This window comes from Rhodobacter capsulatus, assembly GCF_005144475.1.
Classification (GTDB): domain Bacteria; phylum Pseudomonadota; class Alphaproteobacteria; order Rhodobacterales; family Rhodobacteraceae; genus Rhodobacter; species Rhodobacter capsulatus_C.
Map to the genome: position 1 here is coordinate 15,779 of NZ_SWJZ01000044.1, position 20,173 is coordinate 35,951.

At 67.2% G+C, this 20,173-nt stretch carries 20 protein-coding genes; 8 read left to right on the plus strand and 12 right to left on the minus strand.

Annotation, left to right across the window (positions count from 1 at the left end; all coding sequences use genetic code 11):
* Positions 1-12: 12 nt before the first annotated feature.
* Both plsY and FBT96_RS11525 read left to right on the plus strand, forming a co-directional pair.
* Positions 13-627, plus strand: a complete 615-nt coding sequence (plsY, locus tag FBT96_RS11520; RefSeq protein WP_136906779.1) for a glycerol-3-phosphate 1-O-acyltransferase PlsY — start codon at positions 13-15, stop codon at positions 625-627.
* Positions 628-680: 53 nt separating this feature from the next.
* Positions 681-1,100: a DUF805 domain-containing protein gene (locus tag FBT96_RS11525; RefSeq protein ID WP_136906781.1), complete on the plus strand. Its 420-nt coding sequence runs from the start codon at positions 681-683 to the stop codon at positions 1,098-1,100.
* Between the two features lie 6 nt (positions 1,101-1,106).
* Here FBT96_RS11525 and pgsA read toward each other — a convergent pair whose 3' ends face one another.
* The 9 genes from pgsA to ubiA all read right to left on the minus strand — a co-directional run bounded on the left by pgsA (position 1,107) and on the right by ubiA (position 10,218).
* Positions 1,107-1,736 carry a CDP-diacylglycerol--glycerol-3-phosphate 3-phosphatidyltransferase gene (gene pgsA / locus FBT96_RS11530; RefSeq protein ID WP_136906783.1) on the minus strand — a complete coding sequence of 210 codons (630 nt, stop codon included), beginning with the start codon at positions 1,734-1,736 and terminating at the stop codon, positions 1,107-1,109.
* 49 nt (positions 1,737-1,785) lie between these two features.
* Positions 1,786-2,838 (minus strand): lysine-2,3-aminomutase-like protein, encoded by a 1,053-nt coding sequence (locus FBT96_RS11535; RefSeq protein ID WP_136906785.1) that lies wholly within the window; start codon positions 2,836-2,838, stop codon positions 1,786-1,788.
* A gap of 33 nt (positions 2,839-2,871) precedes the next feature.
* A complete protein-coding gene (gene uvrC, locus FBT96_RS11540; protein WP_136906787.1) occupies positions 2,872-4,767 on the minus strand; it encodes an excinuclease ABC subunit UvrC in 1,896 nt (631 codons plus the stop codon).
* A 329-nt stretch (positions 4,768-5,096) separates the two neighbouring features.
* Entirely contained in the window at positions 5,097-5,579 is a 483-nt protein-coding gene (locus FBT96_RS11545; RefSeq protein ID WP_136906789.1) for a hypothetical protein, read from the minus strand.
* A 2-nt stretch (positions 5,580-5,581) separates the two neighbouring features.
* Complete coding sequence (locus FBT96_RS20690; protein WP_169583397.1) at positions 5,582-5,749, minus strand: hypothetical protein; 168 nt, start codon at positions 5,747-5,749, stop codon at positions 5,582-5,584.
* 1 nt (position 5,750) lies between these two features.
* The gene (locus tag FBT96_RS11550) at positions 5,751-6,578 is read right to left on the minus strand and encodes a S49 family peptidase (RefSeq protein ID WP_136906791.1); all 828 of its coding nucleotides are present in this window, start codon (positions 6,576-6,578) and stop codon (positions 5,751-5,753) included.
* Positions 6,579-6,636: 58 nt separating this feature from the next.
* Positions 6,637-6,966: a cation:proton antiporter gene (locus FBT96_RS11555; RefSeq protein ID WP_013066134.1), complete on the minus strand. Its 330-nt coding sequence runs from the start codon at positions 6,964-6,966 to the stop codon at positions 6,637-6,639.
* A 12-nt stretch (positions 6,967-6,978) separates the two neighbouring features.
* Entirely contained in the window at positions 6,979-9,186 is a 2,208-nt protein-coding gene (locus tag FBT96_RS11560; protein ID WP_136906793.1) for an OmpA family protein, read from the minus strand.
* Positions 9,187-9,246: 60 nt separating this feature from the next.
* Positions 9,247-10,218, minus strand: coding sequence for a 4-hydroxybenzoate octaprenyltransferase (ubiA, locus tag FBT96_RS11565; RefSeq protein WP_136906795.1), 972 nt, complete (start codon positions 10,216-10,218; stop codon positions 9,247-9,249).
* Positions 10,219-10,230: 12 nt separating this feature from the next.
* Between ubiA and FBT96_RS11570 the strand changes: the two genes are divergently transcribed.
* The 3 genes from FBT96_RS11570 to FBT96_RS11580 all read left to right on the plus strand — a co-directional run bounded on the left by FBT96_RS11570 (position 10,231) and on the right by FBT96_RS11580 (position 12,887).
* Complete coding sequence (locus FBT96_RS11570; protein WP_136906797.1) at positions 10,231-10,956, plus strand: 16S rRNA (uracil(1498)-N(3))-methyltransferase; 726 nt, start codon at positions 10,231-10,233, stop codon at positions 10,954-10,956.
* Positions 10,953-11,453, plus strand: a complete 501-nt coding sequence (locus tag FBT96_RS11575; protein WP_136906799.1) for a hypothetical protein — start codon at positions 10,953-10,955, stop codon at positions 11,451-11,453. Before FBT96_RS11570 ends, FBT96_RS11575 begins: the two co-directional genes overlap by 4 nt.
* Positions 11,454-11,516: 63 nt before the next feature.
* Positions 11,517-12,887 (plus strand): glutamate--cysteine ligase, encoded by a 1,371-nt coding sequence (locus tag FBT96_RS11580; RefSeq protein ID WP_136906801.1) that lies wholly within the window; start codon positions 11,517-11,519, stop codon positions 12,885-12,887.
* Between the two features lie 94 nt (positions 12,888-12,981).
* On the opposite strand, the gene FBT96_RS11585 is transcribed toward FBT96_RS11580, so the two are convergent.
* Positions 12,982-14,028 (minus strand): NAD(P)/FAD-dependent oxidoreductase, encoded by a 1,047-nt coding sequence (locus FBT96_RS11585; protein ID WP_136906803.1) that lies wholly within the window; start codon positions 14,026-14,028, stop codon positions 12,982-12,984.
* A gap of 52 nt (positions 14,029-14,080) precedes the next feature.
* On the opposite strand from FBT96_RS11585, the gene mnmD reads away from it, so the two are divergent.
* Together mnmD and FBT96_RS11595 are read left to right on the plus strand one after the other, a co-directional pair.
* On the plus strand, positions 14,081-14,746 hold the full coding sequence (mnmD, locus tag FBT96_RS11590) for a tRNA (5-methylaminomethyl-2-thiouridine)(34)-methyltransferase MnmD (protein WP_136906805.1): 666 nt from the start codon (positions 14,081-14,083) through the stop codon (positions 14,744-14,746).
* Positions 14,743-15,621: a DMT family transporter gene (locus tag FBT96_RS11595; RefSeq protein ID WP_136906807.1), complete on the plus strand. Its 879-nt coding sequence runs from the start codon at positions 14,743-14,745 to the stop codon at positions 15,619-15,621. The genes mnmD and FBT96_RS11595 overlap by 4 nt, the downstream gene beginning before the upstream one ends.
* A 62-nt stretch (positions 15,622-15,683) precedes the next feature.
* Here FBT96_RS11595 and FBT96_RS11600 read toward each other — a convergent pair whose 3' ends face one another.
* Positions 15,684-17,630, minus strand: a complete 1,947-nt coding sequence (locus tag FBT96_RS11600) for a lytic transglycosylase domain-containing protein (RefSeq protein WP_249306448.1) — start codon at positions 17,628-17,630, stop codon at positions 15,684-15,686.
* 138 nt (positions 17,631-17,768) lie between these two features.
* Here FBT96_RS11600 and dapA point away from each other — a divergent pair, with 138 nt between their 5' ends.
* Entirely contained in the window at positions 17,769-18,641 is an 873-nt protein-coding gene (gene dapA, locus FBT96_RS11605; RefSeq protein WP_136906810.1) for a 4-hydroxy-tetrahydrodipicolinate synthase, read from the plus strand.
* A 151-nt stretch (positions 18,642-18,792) separates the two neighbouring features.
* Here the strand turns inward: dapA and FBT96_RS11610 are convergent, their stop codons facing one another.
* Positions 18,793-20,172: a glutamine synthetase family protein gene (locus tag FBT96_RS11610; protein WP_136906812.1), complete on the minus strand. Its 1,380-nt coding sequence runs from the start codon at positions 20,170-20,172 to the stop codon at positions 18,793-18,795.
* Between the last annotated feature and the right edge of the window lies 1 nt (position 20,173).

Sequence of the window (20,173 nt, forward strand, 5' to 3'; positions counted from 1 at the left end):
ACGGGGGCAAGGATGGCGGATCTGCATGCGGGGGCAATGCTGCTTCTGGCGGTGGCGGGGCTTGGCTACCTGCTGGGCTCGGTGCCTTTTGGCGTCGTGATCACCAAGGCGTTCGGTCTGGGCGATCTGCGCAAGATCGGCTCGGGCAATATCGGCGCGACGAATGTGCTGCGCACCGGCAACAAGGCGGCGGCGGCGGCGACGCTGATCCTCGATGGCGCCAAGGGCGCGGTGGCGGTGCTGATCGCCCGCGCGCTCCTGGAGGGCAACGACACCGCGGCCGTTGTGGCGGGGGGCGCGGCCTTCATCGGGCATCTTTACCCGGTCTGGCTGAAGTTCAAGGGCGGCAAGGGGGTTGCGACCTTCCTTGGCACGCTGATCGCGCTGCATTGGGCGCTGGGGCTTGCCGCCTGCGCGACCTGGCTGATTGCCGCCGCGGTGGGGCGGATTTCCTCGCTCTCGGCGCTGGTCGCGGCGGCGGGGGCGGTGCCGCTGGCGTATCTGCTGGGCGATCAGGCCTATATGCCGGTGACGGCGCTGATGGCGGTGCTGATCTTCGTGCGCCACCGCGCCAATATCGAGCGGATTCTGGCAGGCACCGAACCGCGGATCGGCAAGAAGGCTTGATTTCGGCGCGGCGCGGGCGCTCCATGTGACAGATGCTGTCTCAGGAGGCCCGCATGAATCTGCCCACCGCCGTCCGCACCTGTTTCTCGAAATATGTCACCTTTTCGGGCCGCGCCAGCCGCCCGGAATACTGGTGGTTCGTCCTTTTCACACTGATCTGTTTCGTCGTTCTCAGCGTGATCGAGACCCGATTCCTTGGCTACGGCACGGTCAGCCGCGGCGAGGGGTCCTGGGCCTGGCAATCGAATGGCGGGCCGCTGTCGGGGCTCTTTGCGCTGGGGATCTTTCTGCCCACGCTGGCGGTCGCGGTGCGTCGGCTGCATGACAGCGGCAAGTCGGGCTGGTGGCTGCTGATCCAGCTTGTGCCGCTGATCGGGGCGCTGGTGCTGCTTTATCACTTCGTGCAGCCCTCGCAGGTCGGGCCGAACCGGTTCGGCGCCGCGCCGCGTCGGACACCGCCGTCGCTGCTCTGAGGGGGCTCAGCTGTCCTTGTGATCGCGCAGGAACGGCAGCGCCTTGCGGAAATAATCCCAGCCGGTGATCGCGGTCAGCACCGCGGCCACCCAGATCAGCGCCAGACCGACGTGATTGGCCAGATCGGCCAGCGAGGCGAAATTCGGCAGATTGCCCTCGCCCGCGCGCGGCGCCCGGCCGGTTTCCAGATAATTCAGCCCGGTGCCGAGGAACAGGATGGCAATCGCCACCATCTGCGCCGTGGTCTTCCATTTCGCCAGCTTCGTGACCTTGAGCTTGCCCGCATCGGCGCCGATGAATTCGCGCAGGCCGGACACGAAGACCTCGCGGAACAGGATCACCGTCGCGGGCAGGATGAGCCAGGGGTTCATCCCGGAATAGCCGGTGATGACGACCAGCGCGATCACCACCATCGCCTTGTCGGCAATCGGGTCCAGCATGGCGCCGAACTTGCTTTCCTGTTTCCAGGCCCGCGCCAGATAGCCGTCGAACCAGTCGGTGACGGCGGCGCCGATGAACAGCGTCAGGGCGAACCAATCCGCCCAGGGCCGGGCGAAATAGAGGAACATCACCGCGACGCCGGGGGCGGCGATCAGGCGCAAAACGGTCAGCGTGTTGGGCAGGTTCCATCTCATGCCCGCACCCTAGACCCGGGCGGGGTCAAGGAAAAGGGGGGTGCGACACTCAGCTTGCGGGGTCGGCGTAATCGTGAACGCCGCCCTGCCAGTCGGTGACCCGCCACAGCCCGGGCCGCGCCCCCGGGGCGAAATGATCCGCGGTGATCGGCACCTTGCCGAAGCCCCCCGGGATATCAAGCACATAGGTCGGGATTGCCGCGCCACTCAGGGGCCCGCGCAGCCCGGCCATCAGCGCCCGGCCCGCGGCGATCGTGGTGCGGAAATGGCTGGTGCCCTGGGCCAGGTCGCAATGGTGCAGGTAATAGGGCTTCACCCGGCAATCCTGCAAGGCGCGGAAAAGATCGCGCAGCGCGTCATGGCTGTCGTTCACGCCTTTGAGCAGCACCGATTGCGACAGAAGCGGCACGCCCGCATCGACCAGCCGCGCAAGCGCGGCGCGGGCGGGCGCGGTCAGTTCCTGCGCGTGGTTCGTATGCACCACGACCCAGACCGCCGGGCGTTGGCGGCGCAGCAGATCGACAAGACCCGCGGTGATCCGCTCGGGCGCCACCACCGGCACGCGGGAATGAAAGCGCAAGGTGGTGATGTGGGGGATGGCCGAAAGCCGGGTCAGCACGTCTTCGAGCCTGCGGGGCGAGAGCGTCAGCGGATCCCCCCCGGTCAGGATGATCTCGCGCAAGCCACGGGTCGCGGCGATGTAGTCCAGCGCCTGCGCCAGATCGGGTTCCGGCAGCGGGCCGGTCTCGCCCACGGTTTCGCGGCGAAAGCAGAAGCGGCAATAGACATCGCAGGTCTTGGTGATGTGCAAGATCGCCCGGTCGGGGTAGCGATGCGTCAGGCCGGGCGCCGGGGAATGCACGGCGTCGCCGATCGGATCGGCGCGCTCCTCGGGCCGGGTGATCAGCTCGGCCGCGGTGGGCACGAATTGCATGGCCACCGGGTCCACGGGCGCGGTGATCGCCGCGCGCATCGCGGGGGTGACGCGGATGCGGAAATCCTGCGCCACCTGCGCCAGCGCGGGCATCTGCGCGGGCGTCACCAGACCCTCGGCCAGAAGGTCTTCGGGGCGGGTCAGGGCGGTGGTCACGGGCGCGGTCATGGGCGGGGCGCTACGACGCGGGCGGGTCCCCCGTCAACCCCGATCGTTGAAGAAGTTCCAGATCGTCTCGGCCATGGCCGCGGAAATCCCCGGAACCTCCATCAGATCGTTCTGACCGGCACGGGACACCGCCTTGGCCGAGCCGAAATGCTGCAGCAGCGCCCGTTTGCGCGTCGCCCCGATGCCGGGGATCTCATCGAGCGGATTGGCCATCGTGGCTTTCGCCCGCTTCGCCCGATGCGCGCCGATCGCCCAGCGGTGGGCCTCGTCGCGCAGCCGCTGGATGTAGTAAAGCACCGGATCCTGCCGCGGCAGCGCCATCGGGCGATGGCCGATGCGGTGGAATTCCTCCTTGCCCAGATCGCGGTCGATGCCCTTCGCCACCCCCACCATCGCGATGTCGGCCACCCCAAGCGCGACCATGATTTCCTGCACGGCAGAGACCTGCCCCGCGCCGCCATCGATCAGCAAAAGATCGGGCCAGAGGTCGGTCTTGCGCTCGGGATCCTCGCGCAAGAGCCGCTCGAAGCGGCGGGTCAGAACCTCCTTCATCATGCCGAAGTCATCGCCCGGGGTCAGATCCTCGCCCTTGATGTTGAACTTGCGGTAAGACGACTTCATCAGCCCCTCGGGCCCCGCGACGATCATGCCGCCGACCGCATGGGCGCCCTGAATATGCGAGTTGTCGTAAACCTCGATCCGCGCGGGCGGTTTTTCCAGCCCGAAGGCCTGCGCCACCCCCAGCAGCAATTTCGCCTGCGCCGCCGATTCCGACATCTTGCGGCCCAGGCTTTCGCGCGCGTTGCGCAGCGCGTTTTCAACCAGTTCCGCCTTTTCGCCGCGCTTCGGCACCGCCAATTCCACCTTGCGCCCCGCGCGGGTGGAGAGCAGATCGACCATCAGATCGGCATCCTCGATCTCGTGCGACAGAAGGATGGTCTTCGGCGGTTCCTTCGCATCGTAGAACTGCGCCAGAAAGGCCTCCAGCACCTCGGCCTCCTCGGCGCCCGCCCCGGTGCGCGGGTAGAAATCGTGGTTGCCCCAACTTTGATGCGCGCGGATGAAAAAGACCTGCACGCAGGCTTGGCCCCCCTCCAGATGCACCGCGACCACATCGGCCTCGGCCACCGAGCGCGGGTTGATGCCCTGACTTTGCTGCACCGTCGTCAAGGCGCCGATCCGGTCGCGCAGCGCCGCCGCGCGTTCATATTCCATCGCCTCGGACGCCGCCCGCATCTCGGCCGCCAGATCCTGCTGGATGCTCGACGATTTCCCCTCAAGGAACCGTTGTGCGTCAGCCACCGTGCGGCGGTAATCGTCTTCGCTGATCTTGCCGACGCAGGGGCCGGAACAGCGCTTGATCTGATATTGCAGACAGGCCCGCGTGCGCGACGAAAACATCGCATCCGAGCAGTTGCGCAGCTGAAACGCCCGTTCCAGATGGTTGAGCGTGCGGTTCACCGCCGAGGCACTGGCGAAGGGCCCGAAATAGGCGCCCTTCACGTTGCGCGCGCCGCGATGCTTGCGGATCATCGGAAACGGGTGGTCCGCGGCGATCAGGATATAGGGAAAGCTCTTGTCGTCGCGCAACAGCACGTTGTAGCGCGGCTTCAGCTGCTTGATCAGGTTTTGCTCCAGCAGCAGCGCCTCGGTCTCGGTGCGCGTGGTCAGGAACATCATGTGCGTGGTTTCGGAAATCATCCGCGCGATCCGGCCCGAATGCCCGGTGGTGCGCGCATAATTCGACACCCGCGCCTTCAGGTTGCGCGCCTTGCCGACGTAGAGCACCTCCTGCGCCGCGTTGAGCATGCGATAGACGCCCGGAGATCCGTCAAGACGGCTGACATAATCCGCGATCAGCGCATGGCCTTTCAACCGCACGCCCTGCTGCGTCGCAGCAGCCTCGGGAAGATCAACTTCGTCCGTCATTCTGGCCCCCTGATTCTGTGTCTGGGTTGCAACCATGCTTCGCCAAATACAAGGGGAAAGCTTTCCACCGTTTCTGTGGATAAGTTCGTGGGAAAGATTTGGCGATCTGCAGATTTCCCTTGAATCCAGCCCCTTTCACAAGGTTGCCCAAAAAAGAGGCGATCAGGCAAGATATTGATTTTCAAGGACAATTATTTTCATCAAAAGCAAGTCTCTGAAAGGATTGAGAGAATTGTAACCCTTTGTTTACACCTGCGCGAAAAGTGGACAACTTGCCGCTGAGTAAGCCGGTGCCCCCCTGTTTCGGCGGCGAAAGGATTAAGGATGTGTTAACGGTGCGCCGCAACGTTAACCACTTGCCCGGTCAGCGCAGGCCCCTGCAGAAGCAGCGCCAGCGCCTGCGCCAAGGCCTGCGGCAGCGGTGGCGGCCCCGGATGCTGCGCCGCGGCAGTCCAGGCCGCCTGCCAGGGCGCGGGGGCCGGACGGCGCGGCGCAAGATGGATCGCATTCACCCGCAGTTGCGGCGCATGGCGCAACGCCGCCCGCGCCAGCGCCCCCCGCAGCAGATCCGCCTGCCCCTCGGGCAGCAGCCAGACCACCTGACCGCTGGCAATCCGGTCGGCCCCCGCCCAGCCGGCCTCGGGACGGCTTGCGGCGAAATCGGCGATCCGCGCCAGAGCCTGCGCCGGGTCTTCGGCCGCAAGCAGCAGCACCGACGCCTCGGCCTGAACGGGCACAAGACCGCACAGCGCCAGCGCCTCGGCCAGCGGCGCCTGCAAGGACGGCGGGATATCGCGGGCACTCACCTCCATCGTCACGCCTTTCCGCAGGGACAGGGCCCCGCCCCGATCCGTGGCCTGCCGCAGTGCGGGCAGGTCTTGCGCAAGAGCATCGGCGCCTTGCGGCCGGGCAGGCGCAAGCGGCCGAAAAAGGCCAGCCCGACCATCACCAGCACGAACAGGATCGCGGCCTTGATCAGCATGTCAAAGCCCGACCCGGGCCCAAAGCGCCCGTTCCTCGGCCGCGTCCAGCACCGAGACCGCCGCCTCGGCCGCCATGCTGGCGCCGAAACGGCGCAGCAAGGACCGGCGTTGGCCATAGGGCACCAGTTTCACCTTGTCGCCGTAAAGCGCGCGCAGCTTCGGCCCCGGATGCGCCAGCCCGTCGATCAGCCCGGTCTGCAACGCCTGCGCCCCGGTCCAGATCTCGCCGGTGAACAGATCCGCCCCGACAGCCAGTTTCGCGCCGCGCCGTTCGGTGACCCAAGCCTGGAAAGCCCGGTGCATGTCTTCCAGAAGGCGGGTCAGCCGCGCCACATCCTCGGGTTTTTCCGGCCGGAACGGATCGAGGAAACTTTTCGAGCCGCCCGCCGTATGCACCCGCCGCTCGACCCCGTAACGACCGATCAGATCGGCAAAACCGAAGCCCGACGAAATCACCCCGATCGAGCCGACGATCGAGGTCGCATCGGCCCAGATGTCATCGGCAGCGCAGGCCAGCCAATAGCCGCCCGAGGCCGCCACATCCTCGATGAAGGCATGCACGGGCAGGCCGGTCTCCGCGGCCAAAGCCCGGATCCGCGCCGCGATCAGCGAGGATTGCACCGGCGAGCCGCCGGGGGAATTGACGATCAGCGCCACCGCCACCGGCTTGCCCTTGCGGAAGGCGCGTTCCAGCGTCTCGGCCAGCGCGGCATCCGACAGGCCCGGCGCGCCGGGACGGCTGAGGCCGATGGCGCCTTGCAGCCGGACCACGGCCACGCGCGGCGGACGGCGGAAGAACGGGGCGGGAAGGTATCGGGTGATGTCCATGCCCCCGATGTAGGCCCGGGCGGCCGCGCAGACAAGCGGGCGGCGGCGAAATCCGCCGTTACCGCTCGGCTTGCAGGCGCTCGATATAGGCGCGCAATTCCTCGGCCTCGTGGCGGGCATCGCGCAGACCGTCCATCGCGGCGCGCAGCTCCGCCTCGGTCTGGTTGATCTGGTTCGTCAGCTCCGCCTCGCGGCTTTCGACATAGGCGACGGCCTGATCGCGCTGTTCCTCGGCCTCGTGCAGCGCCTGCGCCATCTGTTCCAGCTCGCCCATGTCGGCCGCGGTGACCCGGGTCAGGCGGTGGATCAGCCAGGAGGCGAACCAGCCCAGGCAGAAGGCCAGAAACAGGATGATCGCCGTGGCGATGACGAATTCGGTTCTGTTCATCTGCGGCTCTCCTCAGTTGTCCCGCCCGCCCAGTTTCTTCGGGCGCGGTTTCGGGTGGCCGGGCGACTGCGCGGCGGGGTTGACCGGAATGACGAGGGCCGCGTCTGCCCCATCGGTCGCCCCGGCCTCCGGCGTCGGGGCTTCCGGGCCCGGGGCTTCCGGGGCGGCCACGCCGGGCGCAGGCGCCGCAGGATCCGCAGACCCGGGGGCCGTCGCGACCGGGTCTGCCGGAAGTTGCGTCTCGGGCGGGTTCGGCATTGGCTCGCCCTGCGCGTCTTCCATCGGGGCGGCGCCATCGACGGCGCTTTCATCCAGCACCAGATCGGGCATCGCCTCGATCGGGGCGACGGGCGCGGGCGGCGGCGGTTCCGGCGCCGTCACCGGCAGATCGATCTGCCCGGCCCCGCCCACCGGCTTGGCATCAAGCAGCACGAATTCGATCCGCCGGTTCGCTTCGCGGCCCTTGTCGGTGTCATTCCCGGCGATGGGCTGGCTTTCGCCATAGCCCTTGGGGGTCAGGTTGCGCGTCAGCACCCGGCGCCCGGAAAGCGCGGTGATCACCGCCTCGGCCCGGGCCTGCGACAGCCTGCGGTTGCCCTCGTCGCTGCCCTGGCTGTCGGTGTGGCCCGCCACTTCCATGCGGAAATCCTGACATTGCGCCATCGCCTTGGCCAGCGCGTCAAGCTTCGGCCCGTCCTCGGGCTTGATCGTCGCCGAACTGGGCTCAAAGCCGATCTTGTCGCGCGCCAGCACGCCGTTCAGCCGCGCCACGCAGTCGTTGCCATCGGGCAGCGCCAGCGTCGCATCCAGCCGGCGGTCGTATTTCACCGAAAGCGCGATCGGCGCCGCCTCGCCCAGCCGCCGCGCGAACAGCCGCGCCGCCTTGTCCGAGGCCTGCCGGTCGCCGGTCACGCCGGTCAGCCGCACCAGATCGGGCGTCACCGTCACCGCGCCGTCATGCATCAGCCGCAGCGCCTCGAGCGCGGTCAGCGTGCGCAGCGGCCAGCCCTCGGGCAGGCCGGTGTCGACCCGCGTCGCGCCGTAAACCGCTTTCGCGCCGAACTGCGCATGGGCGAAGCTTTCCAGCGCCGCGCGCGAGCGGTCCGAGGTGACACGGCCGCGCAGCTCCACCTGTCCATCCTCGCGCAAAAGCGCCGAGAATTCGGGCACGGCATCCTTCGCCTCGGCCTTCTTCGCCAGCTCGGCCTTGAGCGAAAACACCTCGGGCAGGTTCGATTCGAGATCGCCCACCACCCGGTCATAGATCGCGGGGTCGGTCGTGTCGGCCGCCACCAGCGCGATATCGGCATCGGAAAAGGTCAGCGTGCCAGAGCCCAGCTGCCCCAGCGCGGCCACGCCCATCGCCACCGCCTCTGCCCATTGCGGCGAGGGCACGCCCATGCCGACGGTGCAATCCAGCTCGCCCTTGGCCCCGGCCTTGCGCGCCGCCGCCATGATCCGCCCCGCGGCGCGGTCGGTATCGGCGGAACAGGCGTCGAAACGGGCGCCCTCGGCATCGATCAGGAAGCGCAGCGTGAAGGGGGTGATCACCGGGCGGGGCGCGGAAATCTTCGCCTCGAGCTTCACCTCGGTCGGGCGGCGCCGGTTCAGCAGCGCCTCGGCCTCGGCCTTCTGTTCGGGGCTGTCGGTGATCGCCTCGACGCCGACCTTGCCGGGCAGGATCGAGACCTTGGCGCGGGGCAGTTCCGTCAGCGCCGCGATGCCGAAATCCAGCGCCGATTTCCAGCCGCCCGGCACCGGATAATCGGCGCTTTCGAGCATGTCGGTGACCGCCCCCTCGCCCGCGATTTTCGTCAGCCGCTCCAGCAGCGCCTTGCGGTCGGTGCCCGAGGGCACCAGCCCGATCAGCGAGATCCCCTCGTCATTGCGCAGCATCTGCAGCGAGAAATCGGGGGGCGCGATCGCCTTTTGCACCTCGGCATCGGTGTTGTCGACGATGCGGGAATTGTCGACCACGGTCGAAACAAGGGTGACGGCGCGGAACCGCGCCGCCTCGGAGGGCGCGGTGCCGAGCAAGATCACCTGCAGCCCGTCGGTTTCGACCTGGACCCAGGAATGGCTGGCGGTTTCCAGCGCCAGTTTCACCGCCTTGCGCGAGCGCTGCTCGATGATCGTCGCCGAGCCGCCCGCGATGAAGGACGAGAGCACGAGGGCGCCGACGAAAGCCGTCGTCGTCAGGACTGTGATGCGGCCACGCATGGGCTTCCGTTCCTCGCCTTGGGTTCGAACCGTCTTAAGGGGCACGACCTTGGCGATCAATCACAGGATTGCGGCACCGGCAAGAAACAGCGCAGCCCAAAGCCCGGTGTCGCGGCTTTTGCGAAAGAGCATCAGGCAGGTGTCGGCATCGTCGATATCCAGCCTGCGGATCTGCCAGGCCATGTGCCAGCCCATCGCCCAGGGCGCGCAAAGACCCAGCGCCAGCACCGCCGGATTGCCCAGCGGCAACAGCGCCAGCAGCACCGCCGCGGTCATCAGGACGACGGTCAGGACCAGAAACAGCCCCAGCCAGCGGCTCGTGTTGGCGCCAAACAGCCGCGCCGTCGATTTCACCCCGATCAGCGCATCGTCTTCCTTGTCCTGATGCGCGTAGATCGTGTCGTAAAACAGCGTCCAGGCGATCCCCGAAGCGAACAGAAGCACCGGCGCCAGGTCCAGACTGCCCCTGTGCGCGACCCAGCCCAGCAGCGCCCCCCAGTTGAAGGCGACGCCCAGAAAGGCTTGCGGCCACCAGGTGAAGCGTTTGGCAAAGGGATAGATGGCGGCCGGGACAAGGGCCAGAACGCCCATGCCGATCGCCGCCCAGTTGAAGCTGAACAGGATCGCCGCCGCGACAAAGGTCTGCGCGATCATCCAGAAAAGTGCCTGCCGCACGCTGACCTGTCCCGAGGGAATCGGGCGCGACCGCGTCCGCGCCACCTGGCCGTCGAAATCGCGGTCGGTGATGTCATTCCAGGTGCAACCCGCGCCGCGCATCAGGAAGGCGCCAAGGCCGCAGCCCAGCGCCAGCCACAGATCGACCGGGCGCAGCCCGTCGCTCGCCGCGGCCAGCGCGATCGACCACCAGCAGGGCAACAGCAAAAGCCAGGTGCCGATCGGCCGATCGGCGCGGGACAGCCGCAGATAGGGGCGGCTGAAGGCGGGGGCGGTATGGTCCACCCAGTTGCCGCGATAGGCGTCGGCCACCTGTCCCGTCACCTGAGCCTCTGGCATTTCGGTTTTGCCGGTCATAAGTTTCGCCTCATGGAACGCGCCAAGATACGACTCTGTGTTACTCACCCGCTCTCGCCGGGGCAAGCCGTGCCCCTGACCGCCGATCAGGCGAATTATCTGTTTGCGGTGATGCGGCTGGGCCCGGGCGACCGGGTCGCGCTGTTCAACGGGCAGGACGGCGAATGGACCGCCGAGGTGGTCGAGGGGTCGAAACGCGCTGGCGTGCTGGCCTGTCTGGGCCTCGCCGCGCCGCAACTGAACCCGCCCGACCTGTGGCTGCTCTTCGCGCCGATCAAGAAGGAACGCACCGATTTCATCGTCGAGAAGGCGGCGGAACTCGGTTGCGCGAAAATCCTGCCGGTGCAGACCGAATTCACCAATGCCGGGCGGATCAAACAGGACCGGCTGCAGGCGCATGCTTTGGAAGCGGCCGAGCAATGTCTGGGCACTTATGTCCCAGAAGTTAGTGACTTGCAGCCTTTACAGAAAATTCTGAAATCCTGGAACCCGGCGCGGCGCATTCTTTGGGGCGATGAATCGCTGGTCGGTCCGGCGCAGACCTTGGCCGGTCTCACCCCCGGCCCCTGGGCGATTCTGGTCGGCCCCGAGGGTGGCTTTTCCGAAACGGAACGGCGGCAGTTGCGGGCCCTGCCCTTCGTCACGCCGGTGTCGCTTGGGCCGCGCATCCTGCGCGCCGATACCGCCGCCTGCGCGGCGATCACGCTTTGGCAATCGGCTCTGGGGGACTGGACGTGATCCGACCCGAGCTGCGCGCGCATCTGATCCGGCAGCGCGAAGCTTATGTCGCAGGTCTGACGCTCGCCGCGAGCCTCTGGGTCGCGACGCGCGGCGGCTGGTTTCTGGCGGCGGTGGGACTGCCCCTTGCCGCGCTTGCCGCGGGGTGGCTCGTTCTCGCGCTGCGCCGGGCCCGCTTTGCCCGGCCGGTCTCCGATCCGGGGGTGGTCGATCTGGACGAAGGCCGGATCGGCTATTGGGGCACCGGCGGGGCGGTTCTGGGCGGCACCATGGCGCTGGAGGATCTGACCGAAATCCGGCTGCTGATCCTGAAAGACAGCCAGTTCTGGCGGCTCAAGAGCCGCGACGGGCAGGCGCTTCTGGTGCCGGTGGCCGCTGTCGGCTCGGAAAAGCTCTTTGACGCCTTCGCCGGTCTGCCCGGCATCGACATGGGCGCACTGGCGGCCGCGCTGGATCGGCGCATCACCGCACAAAGCCTGTGGCGCCGTCCCGGTTGAGGCGGCTTGACTTGGCGGCGCGGAAGAACCACCTGTTGTGTCCCAACGGAAAGAGAGGGTCCGATGTCCATTCCCCAGCAGGGCGGCGGCCCGATCGAAGATTTCAGCCAGCTTGCCGAATATCTGGCTTCGGGCGAGAAGCCGAAAAGCGACTGGCGCATCGGCACCGAGCACGAGAAATTCGGCTATTGCAAGGATGTGCTCAAGCCCCTGCCCTATGACGGGCCGCGCTCGATCCGGGCGATGCTGGAAGGGTTGCAGCAGGTCTTCGGCTGGGAACCGGTGCTGGAGGGCGGCAACATCATCGGCCTGACCCGCAACGGCGCCAATGTCAGCCTGGAACCGGGCGGGCAGCTGGAACTGTCGGGCGCGCCGCTCGAAACCCTGCACCAGACCTGCGAGGAAGTGAACGAACACCTGACCGAGGTGCACCGGATCGCCGACCGCATCGGGGCGCGGTTCATCGGCCTTGGCGCGGCGCCGGAATGGACGGCCGAGGAAATGCCGATGATGCCGAAGGGGCGCTATCGGCTGATGAACAGCTACATGGATCAGGTTGGCACCATGGGGAAAACCATGATGTATCGGACCTGCACCGTGCAGGTGAACCTCGACTTTTCCTCCGAGGCCGACATGGTGAAGAAGATGCGGGTGGCGCTGGCGCTGCAACCCGTGGCGACCGCGCTTTTTGCCAATTCGCCCTTCCTCGACGGCAAGCCGAACGGGATGAAATCCTGGCGCGCGAACATCTGGCAAAACCTCGATCCGGCGCGGACCGGGATGCTGCCCTTCTTCTTCGAAGACGGCATGGGCTATGAACGTTACGTCGATTACGTCCTCGATGTGCCGATGTATTTCGTCTACCGCGACGGGCAGTACATCAACGCGCTCGGCCAATCGTTCCGCGATTTCCTCAAGGGCGAATTGCCCGCCCTGCCCGGCGAGAAACCCACGCTGTCGGACTGGGCCGACCATCTGACCACCGTCTTCCCCGAGGCCCGGGTGAAGAAATACATCGAGATGCGCGGCGCCGATGGCGGCCCGTGGCGGCGTCTTTGCGCCCTGCCCGCGTTCTGGGTCGGGCTGATGTATGATCAGGGCGCGCTCGATGCCGCCTGGGATCTGGTCAAGGACTGGGATGCGGACACGCGCGACGGGCTGCGCATCGCGGCCGCCAAACACGCCCTGCAAGCCGAGGCGGGCGGCGTGAAGATGCACGATCTGGCCCGCGAAGTGGTGGCGATCTCGAAGACTGGCCTTGCCGCGCGCAAGATCCCGGGCGCCGGCGGGCTGATCCCGGACGAAACCTATTTCCTCAATGCGCTGGAGGAAAGCATCGACACCGGCCACGTTCCGGCCGACGAGCTTCTGGAAAAATACCACGGCGCCTGGAAGGGCGATCTCTCGCGCATCTACGGCGAATACAGCTACTGAGCCGCCCCTGTGGGCCTGCTTTTATCTTGCCATAAATATCCTGCGGGGGTGCGGGGGTGCAAAACCCCCGCCTCCGCCTGTCGGCTCCAAAGCGTCAGAGGTTGTCCTCGACCCGGAACCCCGCCGGGATCGCATCGACCCCGTCGAGCACCAGATCGGCCATCACCTGCGCGACTTTCGGCGCCATGCCGAAGCCGATCTTGAAGCCGCCATTGACAATGAAATGCCCCTCGCGCCCCGGCCAGGCGCCGAGCATCGGCGAGCGCGAAACCGAGCGCGGCCGCACATTCGCCCAGCGCTCGATCACCTCGGCCCCCGCAAGCGCGGGCACCAGGGCCCGGGCCCGCTCCAGCACCGCCTCCAGCTGCGCATCGGTCGCGGTCGGGTCGGTGTAGCTGCGCTCGGCGGTCGAGCCGACGCCCACGGTGCCATTCGCATGCGGCACCACCAGCACGCCATCGGCAAAGATCTGCGGCACCGGGCCGGGATCGAGCTTCAGGATCGCCGACTGCCCCTTGACGCCATTGCCGACCTCCTTGCCGAAGGCCTCGGACAATTCAACAAGCCCCGCAAGCCCGGTCGCATGCAGCACGATGCCTTCATCGGCCGCGTCGCCAAAGACGATCTCGCCGCCCAGGGCCTCGATCGCCGCCGCCAAGGCCGCCGCCGCGCCCCGCGGCGAGGCCCGGCCGGACAGCGTGTCATGAATGACCAGCCCGGTCGGCGTCACCGGCGCGAAGGCGCCGAACTCGTTCACCGGGGCAATGCGCCAAAGATACTCCGCCCCCCAGTTCGCCGCCGCATCCTTGGCCCGCAGCTCGGCCAAGGTCACCGCCGCCGGATCGGCCAAGGGCTGCAGCCGCCCGATCCGCGCAAAGCCCGCATCCTTGCCGCCGACCTCTTTCACCCCCGCCCAGAAGGCCTCCGACATCACCAGACTGTCGAACTGGAACTGCTTCTTCGGGTTCCACTGATCGGGCACATGCGGTGAAAGCATGCCGACCGTGCCGCCCGACGACCCCGCGCCGATTCGATCCCGCTCGATCAGCCGCACCTTTGCCCCGCGACGCGCCAGCTCATAGGCACAGGCAAGGCCGAAAACCCCGCCACCGCGCACCGTCACCCGATCTGCTCTTGCCATCGCCAGCCCCTTTCGCCACTCTCGCGTCACATCCCCACAGGCACTATCCCCGATGACCTCCCCAGACCAGAGCCCGGCCGCGCTTGCGTGGCGCGACGGATCGACGCCCGTTTCGACCCGTTTCGACGATCCCTATTTCAGCCTGGCCGGAGGGTTGGCCGAAACCCGGCATGTCTTCCTGGCGGGCAACGACCTGCCCGCGCGGCTGCGCCCCGGCTTTCACGTCGCCGAACTGGGCTTCGGCACCGGCCTGAACCTTTTGGCCCTCGCGCTGTCGACCGAGCAGCCGATCCGCTTCACCAGCTTCGAGGCCTTCCCGATGTCGGCCGAAGAAATGGCCCGCGCCCATACCGCCTTTCCGGACATCGAACCCGTTGCCGAACCGCTGATTGCTGCGATGCAGCATGGAGAGACGCAGTTTTCGCTGCGCAGCATTTCCGTCACGCTGATCCTTGGCGATGTCCGCGAAACCCTGCCGAACTGGGCCGATCACGCCGACGCCTGGTTCCTGGACGGCTTTTCACCTGCGAAAAACCCCGAGATGTGGGGCGAGGATCTGATGGCCGAGGTCGGGCGTCACACCGCGCCCGGCGGCACCTTCGCCACCTACACCGCCGCGGGCTTCGTGCGCCGCGGTCTTGCGGCGGCGGGCTTCACCGTCACCCGCGCCCCGGGCCATGCCGGCAAACGCCACATGAGCCGCGGGGCGAGGCCATGAGAGCCACCCAGAACATCGGCCGCGGCATCTGGCTGATGGTGGCGGTCACGCTCATCTTCGCCATTCAGGACGGGATCTCGCGCCATCTCTCGGGCGCCTACAACGTCTATATGGTGGTGACGATCCGCTACTGGTTCTTCGCGCTCTTCACCCTGACCCTCGCCGCGCGCTCCTCGGGCGGGCTGCGTGCGGCGCTCGCGACGAAACAACCGCTCGTGCAGACGATCCGCGCCCTGCTTCTGGTCCTTGAGATCGTGATCGTCATTCAGGCCTTCGTCCACCTGGGCCTGATCGAGACCCATGCGGTCTTTGCCGCCTATCCGCTGCTTGTCGCCGCCCTGTCGGGTCCGGTGCTGGGCGAGACCGTCGGCTGGCGGCGCTGGACCGCGATCGGCATCGGCTTTGCGGGGATCCTGATCATCCTGCAACCGGGCTATGGCGTCTTCCGCCCCGAGGCGATGATCCCGCTGTTCGGCGCCCTGCTGTTTGCGCTTTATTCGCTGCTGACCCGCTTCGCGGCGAAAAAGGACCCGGCCTCGGTCTCTTTCTACTGGACGGGGCTCGTCGGCGCGCTGGTGATGACGCCCTTGGGCCTGATCTTCTGGCAACCGATGATCGCCAGTGACTGGCTCTGGATGGCGGCGCTCTGCCTCACCGCCGTCACCGCGCATTTCCTGCTCATTCAGGCCTATGAAATCGCCGAGGCCTCGGCGATCCAGCCCTTCGCCTATCTGCAACTGGTCTGGGTCTCGGGCATCGGCATCTGGGCCTTTGGCGACATCTTGCGCCCCAACGTCGCCCTTGGCGCCGCCGTGGTGGTCTGCGCGGGCCTCTTCACGCTCTGGCGCGCGCAGGCCAAGGCGGAAAACCCCTGATGCCCTTTATCTTGCCGGAAATATCCCACGGGGGTGCGGGGGTGTGAAACCCCCGCCCTGCCTCACCAGGCCCCGCGCAATTCGTCGGTAAATCGCACCGCCCCCGCATCGGGCCGACCCAGCCGCGCGCGATAGACGGGCAGGCTCTCCGCCACCCGCATCACATAGGTCCGGGTCTCGGTGAACGGGATCATCTCCACCCAGTCGACGACATCGACCGACGGCGCGCGCGGATCGCCGCGCTCGGCGATCCAGCGCCGCGGCCGTCCGGGACCGGCATTGTAGCCCGCCGCCACCAGCACCGGCGAGGTGCCGAATTCCTCCTGCAGCTTCGCCAGATATTCCGATCCCAGCCGCACGTTGTAAGACGGATCCGAGGTCAGCCGCCGCAATTCGTAAGGCTCGCCCAGCTTCTTCGCCATCATCTTCGCGGTCTCGGGCATCAGCTGCATCATCCCCCGCGCGCCGACCGGGCTGACGACGGCGGGATCAAACTCGCTTTCCCGCCGCGCGATCGACAGCGCCAGTTCCTCGGGCACGACCAGCCCCGCGGGGTTCAGATCGGGCAGCGGATAATAGGCCCGCGTCAACACCACCCCCTCGTTCGCCGCCCGTTTCGCCAGAAGCAGCATCAGATGCGCGTCGTGCCATTCCTCGGCCAACCGGGCCAGCGGGGCGATCTGCTCGGGCGGCAGGCTTTCTTCCAGATGCAACAGGAAGCGTTCCGCCAGATCCCGCGCGCCCGCCGCCTGCAACAGCTGCGCCGCCTGAAACACCGGATCCTGCACGAAGGGCGCCGCCCGCCAGTCGGGCAGCGCGGGCGGGGCGGCAAAGGCGGGGTCCAGCGGCGCACCGATCCGCTCGGCGCAGAGCAGCCCGTAATAGGCGGTCTGCCACTGCGCGCCTTCGACCCAGGCCTGATCGGCCTCGGCGACCCGGCCGATCGCCTCCAGCGCCCGGCCGCGCCAATAGGCGGCGCGGGATTTCGAAATCGGCCCGCTGACCGCGGCTTCCAGCGCCTCGAAATGCGCAAGCGCGGCGGGCGCATCGCCCAGTTTCAACGCCGCAAAGCCCGCCAGCCATTCCAGATCGGCCCAATCCGGATCGTCCGAGGGCAACCGATGCCGCGCCGCGATCTTGTAGGCCAGCCGCGCATCACCCTGCCGCAGGAAGAACCGCGCCAGCTGCCCGCGCAGATCCGACCAAAGCTTCGGATCGCCAAGGCTTTCCGCGGTCTGCGAAAACGCCAGCACGATCTCGGCCGCGCCCGCTTCCAGATCGTTGCGCCAACGCCAGACCGCCCGGTCGCGGGCCAGCCCGCTTGATCCCGCCATCCGCTCCGGCACCGCCTGCAAAAGCTTGTCCACCCCCTCGGCCCGCGCCTGCAGGGCGATCCGCGCCTCGGCCACCGCCCGCGTGCCCGGGGTGACCAACGGCAGCATCGCGCGGGCCCGCGCAAGGCGGCCGCCATCCAGCGCCGCCTGCATCCGCCCGCCGTGGAAGGGCGCGACCAGATCGGCGTGACGGGCCAGAAACGCCGCCTGTTCTTCGGGCGTCAGGTCCAGACGGCGCCAGGCCGCCTCGGCCACGGCGGCGGCCTTGTCGGGCTGGCCCATCGCCTGCCGCGCCGCGATCAGCGCCAAGGCGCCGGTGCCGGTCTGCGGCGCGGCCGCCCCGAAATAGGCCACGGTCTCGACCGGATTGGCGCCCGCCAGCTGCGCCTCGCCCTGCTTGCGCAGAAGCTCCATCCCCGGCCAATCGGCCCGCCGGGCGGCGAAATCGGCGTAATCGGCGAAACTGCCCTTGCCCGCGCGCAGCCGTTGCCATTCGATCAGATCGAAGGCGAGCGGTCCGGCCAGCCGGGCCTCGGCCGCGGCCTGATCCCAGTCGGTTTTCGCCGCCGCCGCCAGCGCGCGCGTCAGGGAAACGGGGTCGTCGGCCCGCCCGGCAAGGGGCAGAAACACCGCGGAAGCCGCCAGCAGAACGGCAAGGGAAAGAGGTTTGATCATGGGCCTGTGCATGCGTTTTCAACAGGCTGCGCGCAAGCCGTGATCGTTGCAATTCACAAGTTGGCAAGACCGAAAGCCTCGCCTATGGTCCGCGCGACTTTCACTCAGGCGAATCCGCCTCAAGCTCAGGAGCGTGTCATGTTCAAAGGGTCCTTCCCCGCACTCGTCACGCCGTTTTCAAACGGCGCCGTCGATTGGGACACGCTCAAGAAGCTGGTGAACTGGCACATCGACCAGGGCAGCCACGGTCTTGTGCCGGTCGGCACCACCGGCGAAAGCCCGACGCTGAGCCATGAAGAACATAACGAAGTCGTGCGCGTCGTGGTGGAAACCGCGGCGAAACGCGTGCCGGTGATCGCGGGCGCGGGCTCCAATGCCACCGCCGAAGGGATCGAGCTGATCCGCCACGCCGAGGCGAACGGCGCCGATGCGGCGCTCGTCGTGACGCCCTATTACAACAAGCCGACGCAGCGGGGCATGGTGGCGCATTTCACCGCGATGCATGACGCCTGCACCCTGCCGATCATCATCTACAACATTCCCGGCCGCTCGGTCGTCGACATGATGCCCGAGACGATGGGCCAGCTGGCGCAGCTGCCGCGGATCGTCGGCGTGAAGGATGCGACGGGCGATCTGAGCCGGGTGGCGAAGCAGCGCATGACCTGCGGCGCCGATTTCCTGCAGCTTTCGGGCGAAGATGCGACGGCGGTCGGCTTCAACGCGATGGGCGGCGTCGGCTGCATCTCGGTGACGGCGAATGTCGCGCCGAAGCTTTGCGCCGAGATGCAGGAAGCCACCCTGCGCGGCGATTATGCGAAGGCGCTCGAATATCAGGATCTTCTGCTGCCGCTGCATATCGCGATCTTCCTCGAGCCGGGCGTGGCCGGGGCGAAATATGCGATGTCGAAGCTTGGGCTCTGCAGCCCCGAGGTGCGGCTGCCGCTGACCGAACTGACCGACGCGACCAAGGCCGCGCTTGACGCCGCAATGAAACACGCCGGGCTGATCTGAGGTCGGTCCTTTTGGCGACCTGTGCGGGGGGCTTTGCCCCCCGTCTTGCTTTCAGCAAGCCTCCCCCCGGGATATTTGAAGCAAGATAAAAGGGATGCTCTTTATCTTGCTCCAAATATCCCGGGGGTCTGGGGGCAGAGCCCCCAGCGCCTCAGACGTTGTGCAGATAAAGCGCGTAATCGACATCCGCGATCCAGCGGGCGACGCGGCCGTGTTCCGCCGCCTTGATCGCGGTGAAGGTGCGGTGCATGTCTTCACCCAGCGCGTCCTTCAGGAACTGGGACGCCGTCGCCGCCTCGATCGCCTCGCGCCAGTCGCGCGGGATTTTCAGGCTGTCATCACCCGCATAGCCGTTGCCGGTGGTTTCCGGGCCCGGGTCGATGCGATGCTTCAACCCGTGCCGGATGCCCGCCAGAACCGTCGCCGCGACCAGATAGGGGTTGGCGTCAACGCCCGAGGGCCGATGCTCGATCCGCCGCGCCTTGATGTCGCCCGCCGGGATCCGCAGCGCCACCGAGCGGTTGTTCACCCCCCAGCTGGGCGAGACCGGCGCATAGCTTTGACCAACGAAGCGGCGCCAGGAATTGCCATGCGGGGCAAAGACCAGCATCGATTCGCCCATCGTTTGCCGCAAGCCGCCGATGGCGTGGCGGATCGTGTCGGTCCATTGGCCCTCCACCTCCTCGGCGAAGATGTTCCGGCCGGTTTCGTCACACAGGCTGACGTGGAAATGCATCCCCGAGCCCGCGTATTTCTCGATCGGTTTCGCCATGAAACAGGCGGTGACGCCATGCCGCCGCGCCTGAAGCCGGACGATGCGTTTGAGCCGCACCAGATCATCGGCCGCCTGCATCACATCGGTCCGGTAATGCAGCGTGAGTTCATATTGCCCGGGCGCATATTCGGAAATCACCGTTTCGGCCTTGATCCCCATCGCTTCGGCAGCGCGGTAGATGTCACTGAACAGGGGCTCCATCCCGTGCAGGTGATCGACCGAATAGACCTCGGTCCAGTCGCTGCGCCGCCCGTCCAGAACTGCCGCCGCAGGCCGCACGCCCTGCGCGGTGTCGGGGTCCAGAAGGAAGAATTCAAGTTCGAACGCGCCCGCGGGATGAAGCCCTTCGTCCGCCATCGCCTGCACCTGCCGGGCCAGCGCGTGCCGCGGGTCCGAGGTCATTTCGGCGCCATCGAGATGATACATGCTCATCAAGACCTCGCCGCGCGGCGGGTTGGTGCCGTGCAGCGCCTTCAGCGTGCCGGGAATGGGCCAGGCACGCAGATCGCCATCGCCCTGATCCCAGATGAGGCCGGTTTCGTGCACGTCTTCGCCCACGATATCAAGGCCAAGGATGGAAATCGGCAGGTGCCGCCCGCCCTTGTAAAGCCCGATCAGCTCGTGGCGGCGGATGATCTTGCCGCGACCGATGCCGTTCGCATCGTGCAGCACGATGTCGAAAGCCTCGATTTCGGGATGGGCGGCAAGGAAATCTTCGGCTTCTTGCAAGGTGGAGCCAGTCGGCGAATGGGTCATG